At 72.8% G+C, this 16,048-nt stretch carries 13 protein-coding genes and 1 tRNA gene; 9 read left to right on the top strand and 5 right to left on the bottom strand.

From position 1 onward, the window contains the following. Complete coding sequence (locus IEY91_RS05690; RefSeq protein WP_164318116.1) at nt 1-807, top strand: sulfite exporter TauE/SafE family protein; 807 nt, start codon at nt 1-3, stop codon at nt 805-807. Between the two features lie 46 nt (nt 808-853). Then, nucleotides 854-1,606, top strand: a complete 753-nt coding sequence (locus IEY91_RS05695; protein ID WP_189173090.1) for a cobalt-precorrin-6A reductase — start codon at nt 854-856, stop codon at nt 1,604-1,606. A 69-nt stretch (nt 1,607-1,675) separates the two neighbouring features. Here the strand turns inward: IEY91_RS05695 and IEY91_RS05700 are convergent, their stop codons facing one another. The 3 genes from IEY91_RS05700 to IEY91_RS05710 form a co-directional block, all read right to left on the bottom strand. Next, entirely contained in the window at nt 1,676-3,784 is a 2,109-nt protein-coding gene (locus tag IEY91_RS05700; protein ID WP_189173091.1) for an MDR family MFS transporter, read from the bottom strand. 92 nt (nt 3,785-3,876) lie between these two features. Further along, nucleotides 3,877-4,662, bottom strand: coding sequence for a precorrin-6A synthase (deacetylating) (gene cobF / locus IEY91_RS05705; protein WP_189173092.1), 786 nt, complete (start codon nt 4,660-4,662; stop codon nt 3,877-3,879). Between the two features lie 57 nt (nt 4,663-4,719). After that, a complete protein-coding gene (locus tag IEY91_RS05710) occupies nt 4,720-5,292 on the bottom strand; it encodes a DUF309 domain-containing protein (protein ID WP_189173093.1) in 573 nt (190 codons plus the stop codon). A 146-nt stretch (nt 5,293-5,438) separates the two neighbouring features. On the opposite strand from IEY91_RS05710, the gene IEY91_RS05715 reads away from it, so the two are divergent. From IEY91_RS05715 to IEY91_RS05740, 6 genes are all read left to right on the top strand, one after another. After that, nucleotides 5,439-5,512: transfer RNA gene (locus IEY91_RS05715), tRNA-Pro, on the top strand. 346 nt (nt 5,513-5,858) lie between these two features. Continuing rightward, nucleotides 5,859-6,344 (top strand): phospholipase, encoded by a 486-nt coding sequence (locus IEY91_RS05720; protein ID WP_189173094.1) that lies wholly within the window; start codon nt 5,859-5,861, stop codon nt 6,342-6,344. A 160-nt stretch (nt 6,345-6,504) separates the two neighbouring features. Beyond that, the gene (locus tag IEY91_RS05725; RefSeq protein ID WP_229696725.1) at nt 6,505-7,473 is read left to right on the top strand and encodes an extracellular catalytic domain type 1 short-chain-length polyhydroxyalkanoate depolymerase; all 969 of its coding nucleotides are present in this window, start codon (nt 6,505-6,507) and stop codon (nt 7,471-7,473) included. A 90-nt stretch (nt 7,474-7,563) separates the two neighbouring features. Beyond that, nucleotides 7,564-8,346: a 3-hydroxybutyrate dehydrogenase gene (locus IEY91_RS05730; protein WP_164318104.1), complete on the top strand. Its 783-nt coding sequence runs from the start codon at nt 7,564-7,566 to the stop codon at nt 8,344-8,346. A gap of 64 nt (nt 8,347-8,410) precedes the next feature. Beyond that, nucleotides 8,411-9,817 (top strand): MFS transporter, encoded by a 1,407-nt coding sequence (locus IEY91_RS05735; RefSeq protein ID WP_189173096.1) that lies wholly within the window; start codon nt 8,411-8,413, stop codon nt 9,815-9,817. Between the two features lie 66 nt (nt 9,818-9,883). After that, complete coding sequence (locus tag IEY91_RS05740; protein ID WP_189173097.1) at nt 9,884-11,872, top strand: helix-turn-helix domain-containing protein; 1,989 nt, start codon at nt 9,884-9,886, stop codon at nt 11,870-11,872. Here the strand turns inward: IEY91_RS05740 and IEY91_RS05745 are convergent. Then, nucleotides 11,808-13,880: an ABC transporter ATP-binding protein gene (locus IEY91_RS05745; protein WP_229696726.1), complete on the bottom strand. Its 2,073-nt coding sequence runs from the start codon at nt 13,878-13,880 to the stop codon at nt 11,808-11,810. The genes IEY91_RS05740 and IEY91_RS05745 overlap by 65 nt on opposite strands. Before the next feature lie 260 nt (nt 13,881-14,140). Continuing rightward, nucleotides 14,141-14,662, bottom strand: coding sequence for a CGNR zinc finger domain-containing protein (locus IEY91_RS05750; protein ID WP_189173099.1), 522 nt, complete (start codon nt 14,660-14,662; stop codon nt 14,141-14,143). A 26-nt stretch (nt 14,663-14,688) separates the two neighbouring features. On the opposite strand from IEY91_RS05750, the gene IEY91_RS05755 reads away from it, so the two are divergent. Continuing rightward, complete coding sequence (locus IEY91_RS05755; protein WP_189173100.1) at nt 14,689-16,044, top strand: MFS transporter; 1,356 nt, start codon at nt 14,689-14,691, stop codon at nt 16,042-16,044. The last annotated feature ends 4 nt before the right edge of the window (nt 16,045-16,048 follow it).

Consider the following 16,048-nt stretch of genomic DNA (forward strand, 5'->3'; position numbering starts at 1 on the left):
ATGGACGCCACAGCCGCCCCCACCGTCATATCCGCCCTCTCCGGGACATCCGCCCTCACCGTCTGGGAGTTCGGCGCGCTGGCCCTGGCCGCCGGTGTCGTCGGCTTCTCCAAGACCGCCGTCAGCGGCGCGAACACGATCAGTCTCGCCGTCTTCGCCGCCGTCCTGCCCGCCCGCGCGTCGACGGGCGTGCTCCTGCCGATCCTCATCGTCGGCGACGTCCTCGCCGTCCTCACCTACCGCAGACACGCCCACTGGCCCACGCTGTGGCGGCTGTTCCCCGCGGTCGGCGCGGGCGTCGCCGTCGGCACGGTGTTCCTGATGTTCGCCGACGACGGAACAGTGCGTACGTCGATCGGGGCGATCCTGCTGCTGATGGCGGCCGTGACGGTGTGGCGCCGACGGGCCGCCGAGCGGGCGGAGGCCGAGGACGACCAGGCGTCGGGCGGGGCGGCACGGCTCGCCGCCCCCTCCTATGGCGTGCTCGGCGGCTTCACCACCATGGTCGCCAACGCGGGCGGCCCCGTCATGTCGATGTATCTGCTCTCGGCGGGCTTCAAGAAGCTGAGCTTCCTGGGCACTTCGGCGTGGTTCTTCCTCATCGTCAACACCTCCAAGGTGCCCTTCAGCGTCGGCCTCGGCCTCATCGACGGACCCTCGCTCCTTCTCGACGCGGCCCTCGCCCTCTTCGTGATTCCCGGCGCGCTCCTCGGCAAGGCGTGCGTGAACCGCATCAACCAGCGGCTCTTCGAACAGCTCGTCATCGGCGCGACCGTCCTCGGCGGCCTCCAGCTCCTGCTGCGCTGACCCCGCGCCCGGCGGCTGCGACGACACCCCCACGTACGCTCGACCCATGCCCCACCCGCCCCACGTGCTCGTCCTCGGCGGCACCACCGAGGCCCGCCGCCTCGCCGCCGCGCTCGCCGCGCGGCCGGGCGTGCGCGTGACGACGTCGCTCGCGGGCCGGGTCAGCCGTCCCGCGGCACTCGACGGCGACGTACGCGTCGGAGGCTTCGGCGGCCCGGACGGCCTCGCGGACTGGCTGCGCGAGAACCGCGTGACCGCCCTCGTGGACGCCACGCACCCCTTCGCCGTCATGATCAGCGCGCACGCGGCCCAGGCCGCGCGGGCCACCGGCGTCCCCGCGCTCGCCCTGCGCCGACCGGGCTGGCGCCCCGTCCCCGGCGACGACTGGCACGAGACGGCCTCCCTCGACGAGGCCGCCGCCGTGCTCCCCGCGCTCGGCCGCCGCGTCTTCCTCACGACGGGCCGCCTGGGCCTCGCGGCCTTCGCCCCCTACGAAGCCCTCCACTTCCTCGTACGCTCCGTCGAGCCGCCCGAGCCACCGCTGCCCCGGGACGTGGAGATCCTCCTGGACCGCGGCCCGTACACCGTCGAAGGCGAGACGGCGCTGCTGCGCGCCCACCGCGTCGACGTCCTTGTGACCAAGGACAGCGGCGGCGCGGCCACCGCGGCCAAGCTCACGGCCGCCCGCGACCTGGCCCTGCCCGTGGTGATCGTCCGCCGTCCGGAGCCGCCGCCGGGGGTGACGGTGGTGGCGGACATCGAGGCCGTACTCGCACGACTCGGACTGCCGGGCGCGTAAGCCGCGAGGTGGCGGGCCCACCACAGACAAGGGGGCGGAACAGGCAAGTGGGCGGAGTGGGCGTGCGGCCTACGCCGACACCGCCGGTGCCGCCGGTCGGGGCCGCCGCCCCCGGTCCAGCGCGAGCCCCTGCGCCAGCTCCTCCGCCAGCAGCCGCTTCGCGATCGCGTCGACCGCCGCCATCAGCCGTCCGTCGCCCTCGGTCGTCCCCTCCAGGGCGCGCCCGCCGTCCTTCTCCAACTCCTCGCGCAGCCAGGCCGCCCACGCCGCACCGATCACGTCGGCCTCGCGCGCGCCCGCCGCGGTGTGCTCGAACAGCGTGCCGGTGCGGACCAGATAGCCCTCCTCGACCATCCGGTCGAACACCGGCACAAGGACCTCGGCGGGCAACTGGCGGCGGGCCGCGATGAGGTTGAGGTTGGCGTGGCCGACCATCCGGGTGAACAGGGCGACCTGCATGACGGCCCAGGCGCCCGCCATGTCCAGGCGGGTGTCGGACTTCTGGATGATGGCGCGCGCGGTCTGCGGGCCCTTGGCGCGCAGGATGTTGCCGACGGCGAGTTCGAGCAGCCGCCCGGAGTCGCCCGACTGCGGCGACGCGAAGCCCTCACCCATGTCGGACGAGCTCATCCGCGCGCTGTCGCGCAGCTCGACCTGTTTGAGGAACAACGCCACGACGAACCCGACGAGCGCGACCGGCACGGTCCACAGGAACACCGTCTGGAGGGTGTCCGCGTACGCCTTGACCAGCGGAGCCGCCGCCGCGCCCGGCAGATCGTGCAGCCCCTGCGGGCTCTGCGAGGCCTTCGCGATCGCGTCCTGCGGCGCGGCCCCGGTCCGCGCGGCCTCGGCGACCCCGTCGCGCAGGTTCGGCGCCAGTGTGTTGGCGTAGATCGTGCCGAACACGGCCGTCCCGAACGAGCTGCCCAGCGTACGGAAGAACGTGACGCCGGACGTGGCGGTGCCCAGGTCGGCGTATGCGACGGTGTTCTGCACGGCGATGGTGAGCACCTGCATGCACAGCCCGATGCCGGCACCGAGCACGAACATGTACAGGGACTCCAGCCACGTACTGGTCTCGCTGCCCATCAGCGAAAGCAGGAACAGCCCGAGCGCCATCACCAGGGCGCCCACGATCGGGAAAATACGGTACGTACCCGTCTTGCTGACCACATTGCCGCTGAAGATGGACGCGATGAGCAGCCCGACGACCATCGGCAGCGTCCGCACGCCGGAGATCGTGGCCGAGTCCCCGTCGACGTACTGCAGATAGGTCGGCAGGAACGTCATCGCGCCGAGCATCGCGAAGCCCACGATGAAGCTGAGGATGGAGCAGACCGTGAACACGGGGTTCGCGAAGAGCCGCATCGGAAGCATGGGTTCCGCCGCGCGTGTCTCCACCCAGCAGAAGCCCGCGAGTGAGAGCAGTCCGCCCGCGAAGAGGCCGATGATGGTGGCCGAGCCCCACGCGTACTCGTTGCCGCCCCAGCTCGTCGCGAGGATCAGCGCGCTCGCGCCGACCGCCACGAGCGCGATGCCCAGATAGTCGATGACGGGCTTCGACGCCGACTTCACCACCGGGATCGTGCGGGCCGCCGCCACCACCACGAGGATCGCGATGGGCACGTTGACGTAGAACGCCCAGCGCCAGGTCAGATGGTCCGTGAACAGGCCGCCGAGCAGCGGCCCGATGACCGTCGACACACCGAAGACCGCGCCGATCGCGCCCTGGTACTTGCCGCGCTCCCGCAGCGGGATGACGTCGGCGATCAGCGCCATCGCCGTCACCATCAGGCCGCCCGCGCCGATGCCCTGCAGCGCCCGCCAGGCGATGAGCAGCGTCATGTTCGTCGAGAGGCCGCACAGGAACGATCCGGTGATGAAGACGACCGCCGACACCTGGAACACGATCTTGCGGCCGAACAGGTCGCCGAACTTGCCGACGAGCACCGTCGCGACCGTCTCCGCGAGCAGGTACGACGTCACGACCCACGACATGTGCTCGGCGCCGCCCAGGTCCGACACGATCGTCGGCAGCGCGGTGCCCACGATCGTCTGGTCGAGCGCGGCGAGGAGGACGCCCAGCATGATCGTCACGAAGACGACATTGCGCCGGCGCTTGTCCAGGACCGGCGGGCCCTGCTCCTGCGCGGCCGCGGGCTGCTCGGTAACGGTCACAGGCCCACCCTCACACCGGCACCGGGCATGTGCATGCGGGGCCGTCCGGTCCGGTGACGGGCTGACGGCGGGTGAGTGCGGCCCGGAGCGGATCAGCCGTCGCCGCGCCTGCGCAGCAGATACGTGTCCATGATCCAGCCCTTGCGCGCGCGGGCCTCGGCGCGCAGCCGCTCGATCCGCGGGGCGGCCTCGGCCAGCGGCCCGGAGACGAGGATCTCGTCCGGCGTACCGATGTACGCGCCCCAATAGATCTCGTAGATCCCGGCATCGTCCCGGTCGGCGAACCGCCCGAAGGCCTGCCGGGCGTCCAGCATCACCACCACGTCGTCCACGCCGTCCGGGAAGCCCTCGTCGGCGAGGCGGCGGCCCGTGGTGATCTGCACGGGGCGCGCGACGCGGTTCAGGCCGGTGCGGTGGCGCGCGGCGAGCGCGGAGACGCTGCTGATGCCCGGTACGACGGCGTAGTCGAACTCCACGGACCCGCGCGCGAGCACCTCCTCCAGGATCCCGATGGTGCTGTCGTACAGCGCCGGGTCGCCCCACACGAGGAACGCCCCCGTTTCCTCCGCGCGCAGCTCCTCAGCGATGAGCCGCTCGTAGATGTCCGCGCGGCGGCCCCGCCAGTCGTCCACGGCGGGCGAGTAGTCCGCGCCGCCCGCCTTCCGGTCCCGCTCCGGGTCACGCGCCTCCACGACCCGGTACGCCCCGTCCGGCCGATGCGCGTCGAGCATGCCCCGCCGCAGCGCCACGAGGTCCACCTTCTCCTCGCCCTTCCCGAGAATGAAGAACACGTCCGTGTCCCCGAACGCCTTGACCGCCTGAAGGGTGAGGTGGTCGGGGTCGCCCGCGCCGATGCCGATGACATGAATCTTTCGCACGGGGCGAGTTTGCCGGACGGGGGAGTGGGGGGTGTGGGCGGGTGTGCACGGGAGTGCTCAGTTGCCGTTGCCGTTGCCGCTGCCGCTGCCGCTGCCGCTGCTGTCGCCGGAGACGAGACGCGGCGCGCACACCGCCGCGTCCAGCGGCTCGCCCTCCCCTCGCTCCACCCGCGCCGCCAACCCCCGCGCCCACTCCACCAGTTCCGGTACGTCGATCCCGTACGGCCGCTGCCGCCCCGAGGCCTCCCCGGCCCAGGCCGAGACGGCGCCCGCGCCCCGGAGCAGCAGCCGTGCCCCGCCGGTGGTGTTGCCGCGCGCGGAGTGCGTCAGGCCGACGGCGAGCTGGGCGAGGCCCTTCCACAGGCCGCGCTCCTCGTCGGGCCCGGACTTCCAGGCGTCCTCGAAGACCTCGTGGGCGTGGAAGGGCCGGCCCGCGTCGAGCAGGGCCTGCGCCTCGGCGAGGGTCTCCCGGGGCGTACGCACCACGCCCTCCGGCTGCCGCTCCACACCCTCGGTGCCGTACGGCAAGGGCCGCCCGAGCCCGTCGCGCGGCCGGGCGTTGCGGGCCCGCCCCTCCGCGTCGCGATCACGCCCGCCGTCCGCCCCGTCCGTACCAAGTGCGCTACTCATACGCCGATTCTCGCGCGCCCCGCGCCGGAGTGCGGGACCGGACGGCCACCCGCCGCCCCACCGGCGCGGATACCGCTTCGGAGCACCCCGCGGGGTGCGGTAGAGTTCTACCTGCGTGATCACGCGGGACACCGCGCAAAACGCACCGGGACGTGGCGCAGCTTGGTAGCGCACTTGACTGGGGGTCAAGGGGTCGCAGGTTCAAATCCTGTCGTCCCGACGGTGCAAGAGGGCTTCGAGCCCAGGGTCGAGGGCCCTGTCTCACTTCGGTGAGGCAGGGCCCTTGATCGTTTTCGGGGGCCTTTCCCCCATGGTGGTCGAACTAGTCGCGGAAGCGCGTACTCGCAGCGTGGAGTCGTACGAAGGTTTCGAGCCAACTCCGGTGTCGTATAGGGAAGATGCCGTCCGGATCTCATTGGTCATCGGGTCGACAGGCCTGGGCGGCGCGTACGACCACTGGTCGAAAGATCAGTGGTGATCACTGAAGTGCGCGGGCCGTGCGCGTAGGTGCGGCCCGTGGGCACCACCCCCACGATTCGTGCACCACCCCCACGGGAGGAACCCCCATGCGTCGCCGACTTGCCGCTCTGGCCATGAGTGCCGCCGCCCTCACCATCGGGACGGGGATCGCCGCGTCCCCGGCCGCCGCCGCCCCCGCGGACAAGCCGCAGGTGCTCAGCCGCTGGACCCAGACCGACGCGGGCAGCTACAACGCCTGGCTCTCGGCCCGGAACAACCAGGGTGCCTGGAGCGCCTACCAGTTCAACTGGTCCACGGACTACTGCTCCTCGTCCCCCGACAACCCGTTCGGCTTCCCCTTCGAGACGTCCTGTGCCCGACACGACTTCGGGTACCGCAACTACAAGGAGGCAGGCTCCTTCGACGCCAACAAGGCCCGGATCGACAGCGCCTTCTACGCCGACCTCAAGCGCGTGTGCTCCGCGTACAGCGGGGCCAAGAAGGTCTCCTGCGACGCGCTGGCCTGGACGTACTACCAGGCCGTCGACAAGCTCGGCCGCTCGTCGGCCGTCGACGGCGCCCGCGCCGCGTAGCTTCCGGCAGCGCTGAACGGGCGGCGACCGACAGGCGTGCCGGGCGAGTTGTGGTTCCCGGTGCCATAGGGGCGGCGCGCGCCCGCTTCTACAGTCCCTGCGCATGACAGAGACAGAGACCAGAAGAGCGCGACGCTTTCGTCGGTCACGGGGAGGTGCGGTGGTGGCCCTGGCCGCCGCCGCCCTCCTCGTCGCCCCCTCCCTTCCCGCGGCTACGGCCGCGCCCGCGGCCCGCGCCGCCGCGCCCGTCCAGGAAGTCACCGGCTTCGGCACCAACCCCGGCCAGTTGAAGATGTTCCGGTACGTTCCCGACGGCCTTGCGCGTGGGCGTCCCGTCGTCGTGGTGCTGCACGGGTGCACCCAGAACGCCGCCGGGTACGGCACCGGCAGCGGGTGGACCGAGCTGGCCGACCGGTGGGGGTTCTCCCTCGTGCTGCCGCAGCAGCAGCCCCTCAACAACATCTCCTCGTGCTTCAACTGGTTCCAGACCGGCGACACGGCGCGCGGCCAGGGCGAGGCCGCGTCCGTCGCGCAGATGGTGGACCGGCAGCTCGCCGACGTGGCGGGGAACTCCTCGCGCGTGTACGTCACGGGCCTGTCCGCCGGCGGCGGCATGACGGCCGTGATGATGGCGACGTACCCCGAGAAATTCGCTGCGGGCGGCGTCGTCGCGGGGCTGCCGTACGGGTGCGCGCAGGCCGCCGGATCGCCGTGGGTGTGCATGAGCGCGGGCGGCGGTCAGAGTCCGCGCCAGTGGGGCGACCGGGTACGCGCCGCCCGCCCCGGTTACACCGGACCGTGGCCGCGGCTCACCGTGTTCCACGGCACCGCCGACACCAAGGTCGGTCCCGTCAACATGACCGGCCTTGCCGACCAGTGGACCGACGTCCAGGGCGCCGATCAGGCACCGGACGTCTCCGACACGGTCGCCGGATACCCGCACCAGGTCTTCCACGGCCCCGGCGGCGACCCCGTCGTGGAGACGTACCGCGTCACCGGCATGGCGCACGGCCAGCCCGTCGATCCGGGCACCGGCAGTGAACAGTGCGGTGCGGCGGGGGCGAACCTGCTCGATGTCGGGATGTGCGCGGCATACCGGATGGGGGCGGGGTGGGGGCTCGCCGGGTGAGGCAGGTGGCGGCACGCACCATGAAAGCGGCCGTGAGTGTGGCATCCGGCCACATGGGCCTTCACCTGCCCCGCCCCTATGTTTCCCGCCATGACAAGCGCACCTGACCCCATCCCCGCCGCGGCCGGCGCCGACCTGAGCGGACGCGTCGCCCTGGTCACGGGCGGCGGCAGCGGCATCGGCCGGGCCTGCGCGGTGGCCCTCGCGGCGGCCGGCGCCGACACGCACGTCGTCGACATCGACGCGGCGTCGGCGAAGGCAGTCGCGGACGCCGTCGGCGGGCACGCGCACATCGCGGACCTCGCCGACGCCGAGGCGATAGCGGCGCTGCCCACCGGCGTCGACATCCTCGTCAACAGCGCGGGACTCCAGCACGTCGCCCCGCTCACCGAGTTCCCCCCGGCGAGGTTCGCGCTCATCCAGCAGGTCATGGTGACCGCGCCGTTCCTGCTGCTCCGCCAGACCCTGCCGCACATGTACGCGGGCGGCTGGGGCCGCGTCGTCAACATCTCCAGCGTCCACGGCCGGCGGGCGAGCGCGTTCAAGGGCGCGTACGTCGCCGCGAAGCACGCCCTGGAGGGGCTGAGCAAGGTCACCGCCGTCGAGGGCGCCCCGCACGGCGTGACCAGCAACTGCGTGAGCCCCGGCTACGTACGTACGCCGCTGGTGCAGGGGCAGATCCACGACCAGGCCGCCGCCCACCGCATCAGCGACGAGGCCGTCGTCTCCGACGTGCTGCTCGCCCGCTCACCCATGAAGCGGCTCATCGAACCCGAGGAGGTCGCCGCGGCCGCGCTGTGGCTGTGCGGCCCGCACACCGGCTTCGTCACCGGCGCCTGTCTGTCGATGGACGGCGGCTGGGCGGCGACCTGACCAACTCGGCTCCCTGGCAAGGCAGTTGACCGTCCGTCCCCGAGAGCGAAACACGGTGATCCCCATGGCGCGTCCCGAGCGTTCCCAGCGTCCCGAGCGTTCCCCGCACAGCATCCGCCGCATCGTCGCGGCGAGCCTCGTCGGCACCACCATCGAGTGGTACGACTTCTTCCTCTACGGCTCAGCCGCCGCCCTCGTCTTCAACGAGATCTTCTTCCCCACCGCCGACCCGCTCACCGGCACCCTCATCGCCTTCATCACCTACGCCATCGGCTTCCTCGCCCGCCCGCTCGGCGGCGTCGTGTTCGGGCACTACGGCGACAAGGTCGGCCGCAAGAAACTCCTCGTGCTCAGCCTGCTCCTGATGGGCGGCGCGACCTTCGCCATGGGGCTGCTGCCCACGTACGACGCCATCGGCATCGGCGCGCCCGTGCTCCTCACCGTGCTGCGCCTGGTGCAGGGCTTCGCGCTCGGCGGCGAGTGGGGCGGCGCCGTCCTCATCGTCTCCGAGCACGGCGGCGACAAGCACCGCGGCTTCTGGGCGTCCTGGCCGCAGTCGGGCGCCCCCGGCGGCAACCTCCTCGCCACCGGTGTGCTCGCGCTGCTCGCCGCCGTGCAGTCCGAGTCCACCTTCCAGGCCTGGGGCTGGCGCGTGCCGTTCCTGCTGTCCGGGGTCCTGGTGATGGTCGGCCTGTGGATCCGGCTCTCCGTGTCCGAGTCGCCCGTCTTCCTGGAGGCGCAGGCCAGGGCCGAGGCCGCCGCCGCGCAGGGGGAGAAGGACGAGCCGCCCGTCGTGGAGGTGTTCCGCAAGAGCTGGCGGCAGGTCCTCACGGCCATCGGCACCCGCTTCGGCGAGAACATCTCGTACTACATCCTCACCTCCTTCGTCCTCGTGTACGTCACCAAGCACCTGGACCTGCCCAAGAGCACCGCGCTCAACGCCGTCCTCATCGGCTCCGCCCTCCACTTCGCCGCGATCCCCGCCTGGGGCGCGCTCTCCGACCGGATCGGGCGGCGGCCCGTGACGCTCATCGGGTCGGTGGGCATGGCGCTGTGGGCGTTCGCGTTCTTCACGCTCGTCGACTCCGAGTCGTTCACCGTCATCACGGCGGCGGTGACCGTGGGGCTGCTGCTGCACGGCGCCATGTACGGGCCACAGGCCGCGTTCATCTCGGAGATGTTCGACACCAAGGTCCGCTACTCCGGCGCCTCCATGGGCTCCCAGCTCGCCTCGATCGTCGCGGGCGCGCTCGCCCCGATCATCGCCGTCGAGCTCCTGAAGGACTTCGACTCGTCGGTGCCCGTGTCCGTGTACCTGTGCGCGGCGGCCCTGGTGACGACGGTGACGGTGGCCCTGGCCAAGGAGACCCGCGGCCGCGACCTCCGGCACGTCGAGACAGGCACAGCGACGACGGACACCCCGCTGCCCGACACCGCCCGCACGCCAGTACGCTCCGGCGAACCGTCCTGAGCGCATCCGGCAGAGGGACACCAGCGGGCCACGGACAACGGACAACGGCCGGAAGGCAGCAGCGACATGGCATCCCACGACGGCCTGGCCCCCACCAGCACGCCCGATGGCCCCGCCGCCCCCCACGGCCTCGCCGCCGCCACCCTTCGTGACCTGCTCGACCTCCTCGGCCGGCAGGCCCCCGCCGAGAGCTTCGCGCGGCCAGTCGCCGCCGCCCGCGAGGCCGGGGCGGGCCCCGCGGAACTCGCCTACGTCGAGGAGGCCGCAGAGACCGCCCTCGCCATCCGCCGCACCCTCGACCAGCACCGCCGCCGCGAGGCCGAACTGTCCGCGCTGTTCGACACCGCCGGCGACCTGGCCGCCCTCAGCGACCTGGACGCGGTCCTGCGCGCCATCGTCCGCCGCGCGCGCCTGCTCCTCCGTACCGATGTCGCGTATCTGACCCTCAACGACCCGGCCGAGGGCGACACGTTCATGCGGGTCACCGACGGCTCCACGTCCGCGAGGTTCCAACTGCTGCGGCTCGGCATGGGGGAGGGGCTCGGCGGTCTCGTCGCGCAGACCGCCCGGCCCTACGCCAGCGCCGACTACCGCGCCGACACCCGCTTCAAGCACACCGACACCATCGACACGGGCGTCGGCGAGGAGGGCCTGCGCGGCATCCTCGGCGTGCCGCTGCGGGTCGGCAGCCGCGTCATCGGCGTCCTGTACGCGGCCGACCGGACGCCGCGCGACTTCGACCCCGACCAGATCGCCCTGCTCGCCTCCCTCGCCGACCACGCGGCCGTCGCCATCGACAGCGCCCGCCTCCTGGAGGAGACCCGCGCCGCCCTCGTGGAACTCAACGCCGCGACGGCCACCGCCCGCGCCCAGAGCGAGGCCATGCGGCGCGCCGCCGAGACCCACGACCGCCTCACCGACCTGGTGCTGCGCGGCGGCGACGTGTCCGACCTCGCCGCCGAGATCGCCGCGCTCCTCGGCGGCGGCCTGGTCGTCCAGGACGCCGACGGCACCGAACTCGCCCGCGTGGGCGCCGATTCGCCCGCCCCGGCCGCGCGCGGCGTCGCCGCATCGCGCGCCAGCGGCCGCGCCGTGCCCGTGGACGGCGTCTGGGTGTCCGCCGTGCTCGCCGGACCCGAACCGCTCGGCAGCATCGCACTGAGCGACCGCCCCGACCTCACCGACAGCGACCGGCGGCTCTTCGAACGGGCCAGCCTGGACACGGCGTTGCTGCTGCTCCTGCGCCGCTCCGTGGCCGAGGCCGAGGACCGGGTGCGCGGCGAACTCCTCGACGACCTGCTCACCCCCGCCCACGCGGGCGACCCGCGCCGCGCGGGCAGCCTCACCCTGCGCGCCCGCCGCCTCGGCGTCGACCTCACCGAACCGACGTCCGTCCTCGTCCTGCACTGCGAGCCCGGCCTGCGCTCCCGCCTGACCACCGAGGCCGCACGGCACGCCCGCACCCTGCGCGGCCTCGCCGGACCGCAGGGCGGTCACGTCGTCGTGCTCGCGCCGACCGACGCGCCCGGACCGCTCGCCGAGCGCCTGGCCGCCGACCTCGGCCAGGCCCTCGGGGCGCCGGTGACGTGCGGCGCCGCCGGACCCGCCGAAGGACCGGCCCGGCTGCCCGCCGTCCACGGCGAAGCCGTCCGCTGCCTTCAGGCGCTCACGGTCCTCGGCCGCACCGGCGAGGGCGCGAGCGTGTCCGGGCTCGGCTTCGTCGGCGTACTCCTCGGCGACCGCACGGACATCGACGGCTACGTGCACCGTGTCATCGGGCCCGTCATCGACTACGACGAACGGCGCGGCACCGAACTCGTCCGCACCCTCGACGCCTACTTCGAGGCGGGCACGAGCCTGTCGCGCGCCAAGGAGGTGCTGCACGTACACGTGAACACCGTCGTGCAGCGCCTGGACCGTACGGCCCGCCTCCTGGGCCCGGACTGGAACACGCCCGACCGGGCCCTGGAGCTCCAACTCGCCCTGCGGCTCAACCGGTTGCGCCGCCCGTCGGGGACTGGCCCGGACCGTTCACCGGGGACCGGCCCGGCCTAGCGTCCTCCCGGGCGGCCGGGCCGCGCTGCGTGGGCACGGCGTCCAGCGTGTCGGCCGGAGTGTCGGCCGGCAGGTCCGTGCGGTACTGGAGCGACTGCAGCTCGAACAGGCGCCGGAACAGGCCGGGTCCGTCGTCGGACATCAGCGTGGCGAAGTCGCCGTGCTCGACGAGTCTGCCCTCGTCGAGGACGTAGATGACGTCGGCCTCCTTGACGCTGTGCAGGCGGTGGGTGACCAGGACGATGGTCTGGTCGGCGGACGCGAGCGCGCGGATCTTGCGGAAGGCCTCGATCTCGGCGGCGGGGTCCATGCTGCTGGTCGGCTCGTCGCAGATGAGGATGTCGGCGTCGCGGAAGTACGCGCGGGCCAGGGCGATGCGCTGCCACTGGCCGCCGGAGAGGTCGACGCCGCCCTCGTATCCCTTCTCGCACAGGGTGTCCCAGCCGTACGGCAGGTCGTCGAGGACGCGGTGCGCGTCGGCGTACGCGGCCGCCGCGTCGAGGCGGTCCGCGTCGTGGATCTCCGTGGGGCGGCCGATGGCGACATTGGCGCGGGCCGTGAACGGCCACTGCTGGAAGTTCTGCAGGACAAGGGAGACATGCCCGAAGACGTCGTCGCGGCGCAGCGCGCGCAGGTCGGTGCCGTCCCAGGTGATGGCGCCCGACGTGGGCAGATACAGGCCCGCGAGGAGTTTGCTGAGCGTCGTCTTGCCCGAGCCGTTGGCGCCGACCAGGGCGATCACCTGGCCCTTGCGGATGGTCAGGGACACCTCGTCGAGCGCGGGCGTCTCGCGTTCGGGGTAGCGGAACGTCACCCGGTCGAAGGCGATCACCTCGGGCGGCTCGGGCACCGGTGTGCCGGTGGCGGGGATGGCGCGCTGTGCCGCCTCCTCGCGGGCGCGGATCAAGTCGTTCATGAACAGGCTCTGTTCGTAGAGATGATGGATGTGCGTCACCATGCGGCGCAGGCCCGCCGTGCCGCTGGTCAGGGCGAGCGCGGCGGTGGCGCCGGACGCGAGCGGCATGTGACCGTTCGTCAGGAGCCAGGCCAGCAGGGCGTAGGCGCCGCCCGCGGTCAGCCCCGAAAGCGCGGACGTGGCCAGGTCGGTACGGGCCTCCAGGTGTGCGAGGCGGGTCTGCTCGTCCGCGGCCTGCGCCGCCATCTGGTCGAACTGGTCGAGCAGGAACGGCCCCGCGCCGTGCACCCGCAGCTCCGGCGCGGCCTTCTGCGAGATCAACAGCCGCCGCAACGCGCCCTGTTGGCGCACGTGTTCCAGCCAGATCTGCACCGACTCGTACGTACGCCGCGCCGCCCGCACCGTGCCCCAGGCCTTGGGCACCACCACGGCCGCGAGGAGCGGAAGCAGCACCGGGTGCAGCACCGCGAGGACCCCGCTGACGGCGAGCAGCGCCATCAGCGCCTCGACGATGCCGAGGGTGTGCTCGATGAGACGGCGGGCCGCGGTCTGGCCGTGCTGTCCGGAGTCGACGACCGCGTGGAAGTCGGCGCGCTCGATGTGCTCCATCTCCACGCGGATGACCTTCTCCATCATGGAGAGCCCCGCGAGGCGCTCCACCTTCGGCCCGAGGCGGCCCGCGGCCGCGAAGGACACGGCCCGCAGCGTCGCCGCGAACGCGCTGGCCGCTGCCACCCACACCAGCGACGGCAGCGCGTCGCGCACCCGGTCGGCCGTCGGCCCCGCCGCGAACAGCGACACCAGGACGCGGTTGGTGGCGAGCAACCCGAACGCGGTCGCCGCGGCCTGCCCGAGCTGGGCCACCGCGACCACCACCAGCGCCCATGGGTCGGCGCGCCAGGCCAGTGACACCGTGTGCCGGAACAGGGTGGGGATCTGCCGCAGGATCGTCAGGAACGACGTGTTGAGCCGCGCGCCCTCGTGCGCGGTCCAGCCCCACGATCCACGCAACCGCCCGCCGAAGAGCAGTTGTTCGGGCGGCGAGGGGGTGCCGGGCCGCCGCCTGCCGGTCTCTTGGGGACCAGGTGCCAAAGTTCCTCCCAGGTGACAGGGGTGTGCGCGTCCACAGCGGTCGCTCGGACGCGGCCCTGTCGATCCTGTCGAGGAGACCGGCGTAATGGTGCATGACGGGCGAAACTTTCGTACGGATGTCTGAAAGCGTCGTGAATTGGCGGGAGTTGATGATGTGGCCGGAAGTCGGTGCCACGGGGTGCTCCGGACACTGACGCGGGGCGGTCCGGGCGCTGCCGCGGGACCCTCCGGGCGCTGACGCGGGGCGCTCCGGGCGCCGGTCACGTCGAGGCGCGGGCCCGGTGTCTGCGCACCGCGTCGCGATTGGCGCACCGCTGGGAGCAGTACCGCTGCCGCCCGGTGCGGGAGGTGTCGGCGAATAGGGTGGCGCATTCGGCCACGGCGCACCGGCCGAGGCGGTGCATGCCGCGCCCCGTCAGATGCAGCGCGGTGCCCACGGCGATCAGCGAGAAGAGCAGCGAGCCGAGGGGCTGTCGGTCGTCGCGGTAGTGCAGGTGCCAGCCGCTGCCGGTGTGGTCGGTCAGCCGAGGGTGGGCGGTGGCCGCCGCCAGCATTCCGTTGAGCAGGTCGGCGCGCTCGTGTGCGTCGGCCGCGTCCACCACTCGCTCCCACGCGTCGAGTGCCTCGTGCGCGCGGTCCAAGTCGGCCGGGGTGACCGGGCCTTCGAGTGCGAGCCCGGCGGCGCGGCAGCGGACGGCGAGTTCCGTGGCGCTCGACGGGCGCCGGTTGGCCAGGTTCGCGGCCAGGTTCACGGCATCCTCGCCGTAAGGGTTGAGATGCATAAGGCTATTACAGCAGCGTGGTGGGCATGCGCCAACGCACTGCGGGCCCGCCCGCCGATCCGCCCGCGGGCCCGCCCGCAACTCCGTCCGCTGATCCGTCCGCGATCCCGGCCGCAGGCCCGAGCACGGCTTCTGCCGCGGCCGCGTGGCGGTACCGCTGGGTCGTCCTCGGCATCGCCACCTTCACCCAGGCCGCGGCCGGCTTCTTCGTGCAGGGCATCGGGGCGATGGGCGTCCACCTGCAACGCGATCTGGCCCTGAGCACCGCCCAGTTGGGCCTGCTGATCTCGGCGGCGCAGGTCGTACCGCTGGTCGGACTGCTGGTCGCCGGGGTGCTCCTCGACCGCTACGACGAGCGCTGGGTCGTCGGGTTCGGCGCCTCGCTCGTCGCCGTGGTCCTGTGCGCGGGCGGGGCCGCGCCGGGCTATGTGTCCCTGCTCTGTGTCCTGGTGGTCGTCGGCGCGGGATACAGCACCGTCCAGCCCGGCGGGAGCAAATCGGTGGCGTCCTGGTTCGAAGGATCCCGGATGGGGCTCGCCATGGGCATCCGCCAGGCGGGCCTGCCGCTCGGCGCCGCGCTCGCCTCGGCCGTGCTGCCCGTCCTCGCCGTGGCCTTCGGCTGGCGGTCGACCCTCGTGGCCGGCGGGCTCGTGGCGCTCCTCGGCGCCGGTGTCTTCATGGGCTTCTATCGTCGGCCGCCGTTCCGTGGTGAGGCCGGGCCCGAGGCGCCATCGCCCACGGAGGCGGTGCGCGTCCCGCTCGCCGCTCAACTCCGGTCCCGCGTACGGATGTTCCGCGAGCCGTCCATGGTACGGATCATGCTGTCCGGGACGAGCCTGATCTCGGTGCAGTGCGGCGTCGGCATCCTGACGGTGCTCCATCTCCACGAGACCGCGTCCCTCGGCGCGGGAACCGCCGCGCTCGTCCTGGTGGCGGCGCAGGGGGCGGGTGTCGTCGGCCGCATCGGCCTGGCGGCCTGGAGCGATCGCTCCAGTTCCGGAAGATACGTCGTCGTACGCGTCTGCATGGTCGCCGTGCTCGCGGGGATGGCGGTCCTCATGACGCCGCTCGGGCGTTCCCCCGCCGTGGCCTGCTCGGTGCTCGTCTGGCTCGGGTTCTTCGGATTCGGGTGGTACGGCCCGTGGGTCGCCCACGTCGCCGAGGTGGCTCCGCCGGGCCGGACGGGGTTCGCCCTGGGCCTCGCCATGTCCGTCAACCAGATCGCCATCGTCCTCGTCCCTCCCACGCTCGGCCTGCTCAAGGACCTCACCGGCAGCTTCACCCCGGCCTGGGCGCTGCTGTCCGCGATGACCGCGGTGGCTCTGGCGGTCACGACCCGCGCAAGTCGCGGGCGCCGGGCCGGTCGGCGCCGCACCGGGTGACCCC

It is taken from the genome of Streptomyces lasiicapitis (assembly GCF_014646335.1).
Taxonomy (GTDB): Bacteria; Actinomycetota; Actinomycetes; order Streptomycetales; family Streptomycetaceae; genus Streptomyces; species Streptomyces lasiicapitis.

Bases quoted from the DNA above. Each gene is read 5' to 3' on its own strand.
- IEY91_RS05690 (WP_164318116.1), top strand. From the start codon at position 1: ATGGACGCCACAGCCGCCCCCACCGTCATATCCGCCCTCTCCGGGACA.
- IEY91_RS05695 (WP_189173090.1), top strand. From the start codon at position 854: ATGCCCCACCCGCCCCACGTGCTCGTCCTCGGCGGCACCACCGAGGCC.
- IEY91_RS05710 (WP_189173093.1), bottom strand. From the start codon at position 5,292: ATGAGTAGCGCACTTGGTACGGACGGGGCGGACGGCGGGCGTGATCGC.
- IEY91_RS05720 (WP_189173094.1), top strand. From the start codon at position 5,859: ATGCGTCGCCGACTTGCCGCTCTGGCCATGAGTGCCGCCGCCCTCACC.
- IEY91_RS05730 (WP_164318104.1), top strand. From the start codon at position 7,564: ATGACAAGCGCACCTGACCCCATCCCCGCCGCGGCCGGCGCCGACCTG.
- IEY91_RS05735 (WP_189173096.1), top strand. From the start codon at position 8,411: ATGGCGCGTCCCGAGCGTTCCCAGCGTCCCGAGCGTTCCCCGCACAGC.
- IEY91_RS05740 (WP_189173097.1), top strand. From the start codon at position 9,884: ATGGCATCCCACGACGGCCTGGCCCCCACCAGCACGCCCGATGGCCCC.
- IEY91_RS05750 (WP_189173099.1), bottom strand. From the start codon at position 14,662: ATGCATCTCAACCCTTACGGCGAGGATGCCGTGAACCTGGCCGCGAAC.
- IEY91_RS05755 (WP_189173100.1), top strand. From the start codon at position 14,689: ATGCGCCAACGCACTGCGGGCCCGCCCGCCGATCCGCCCGCGGGCCCG.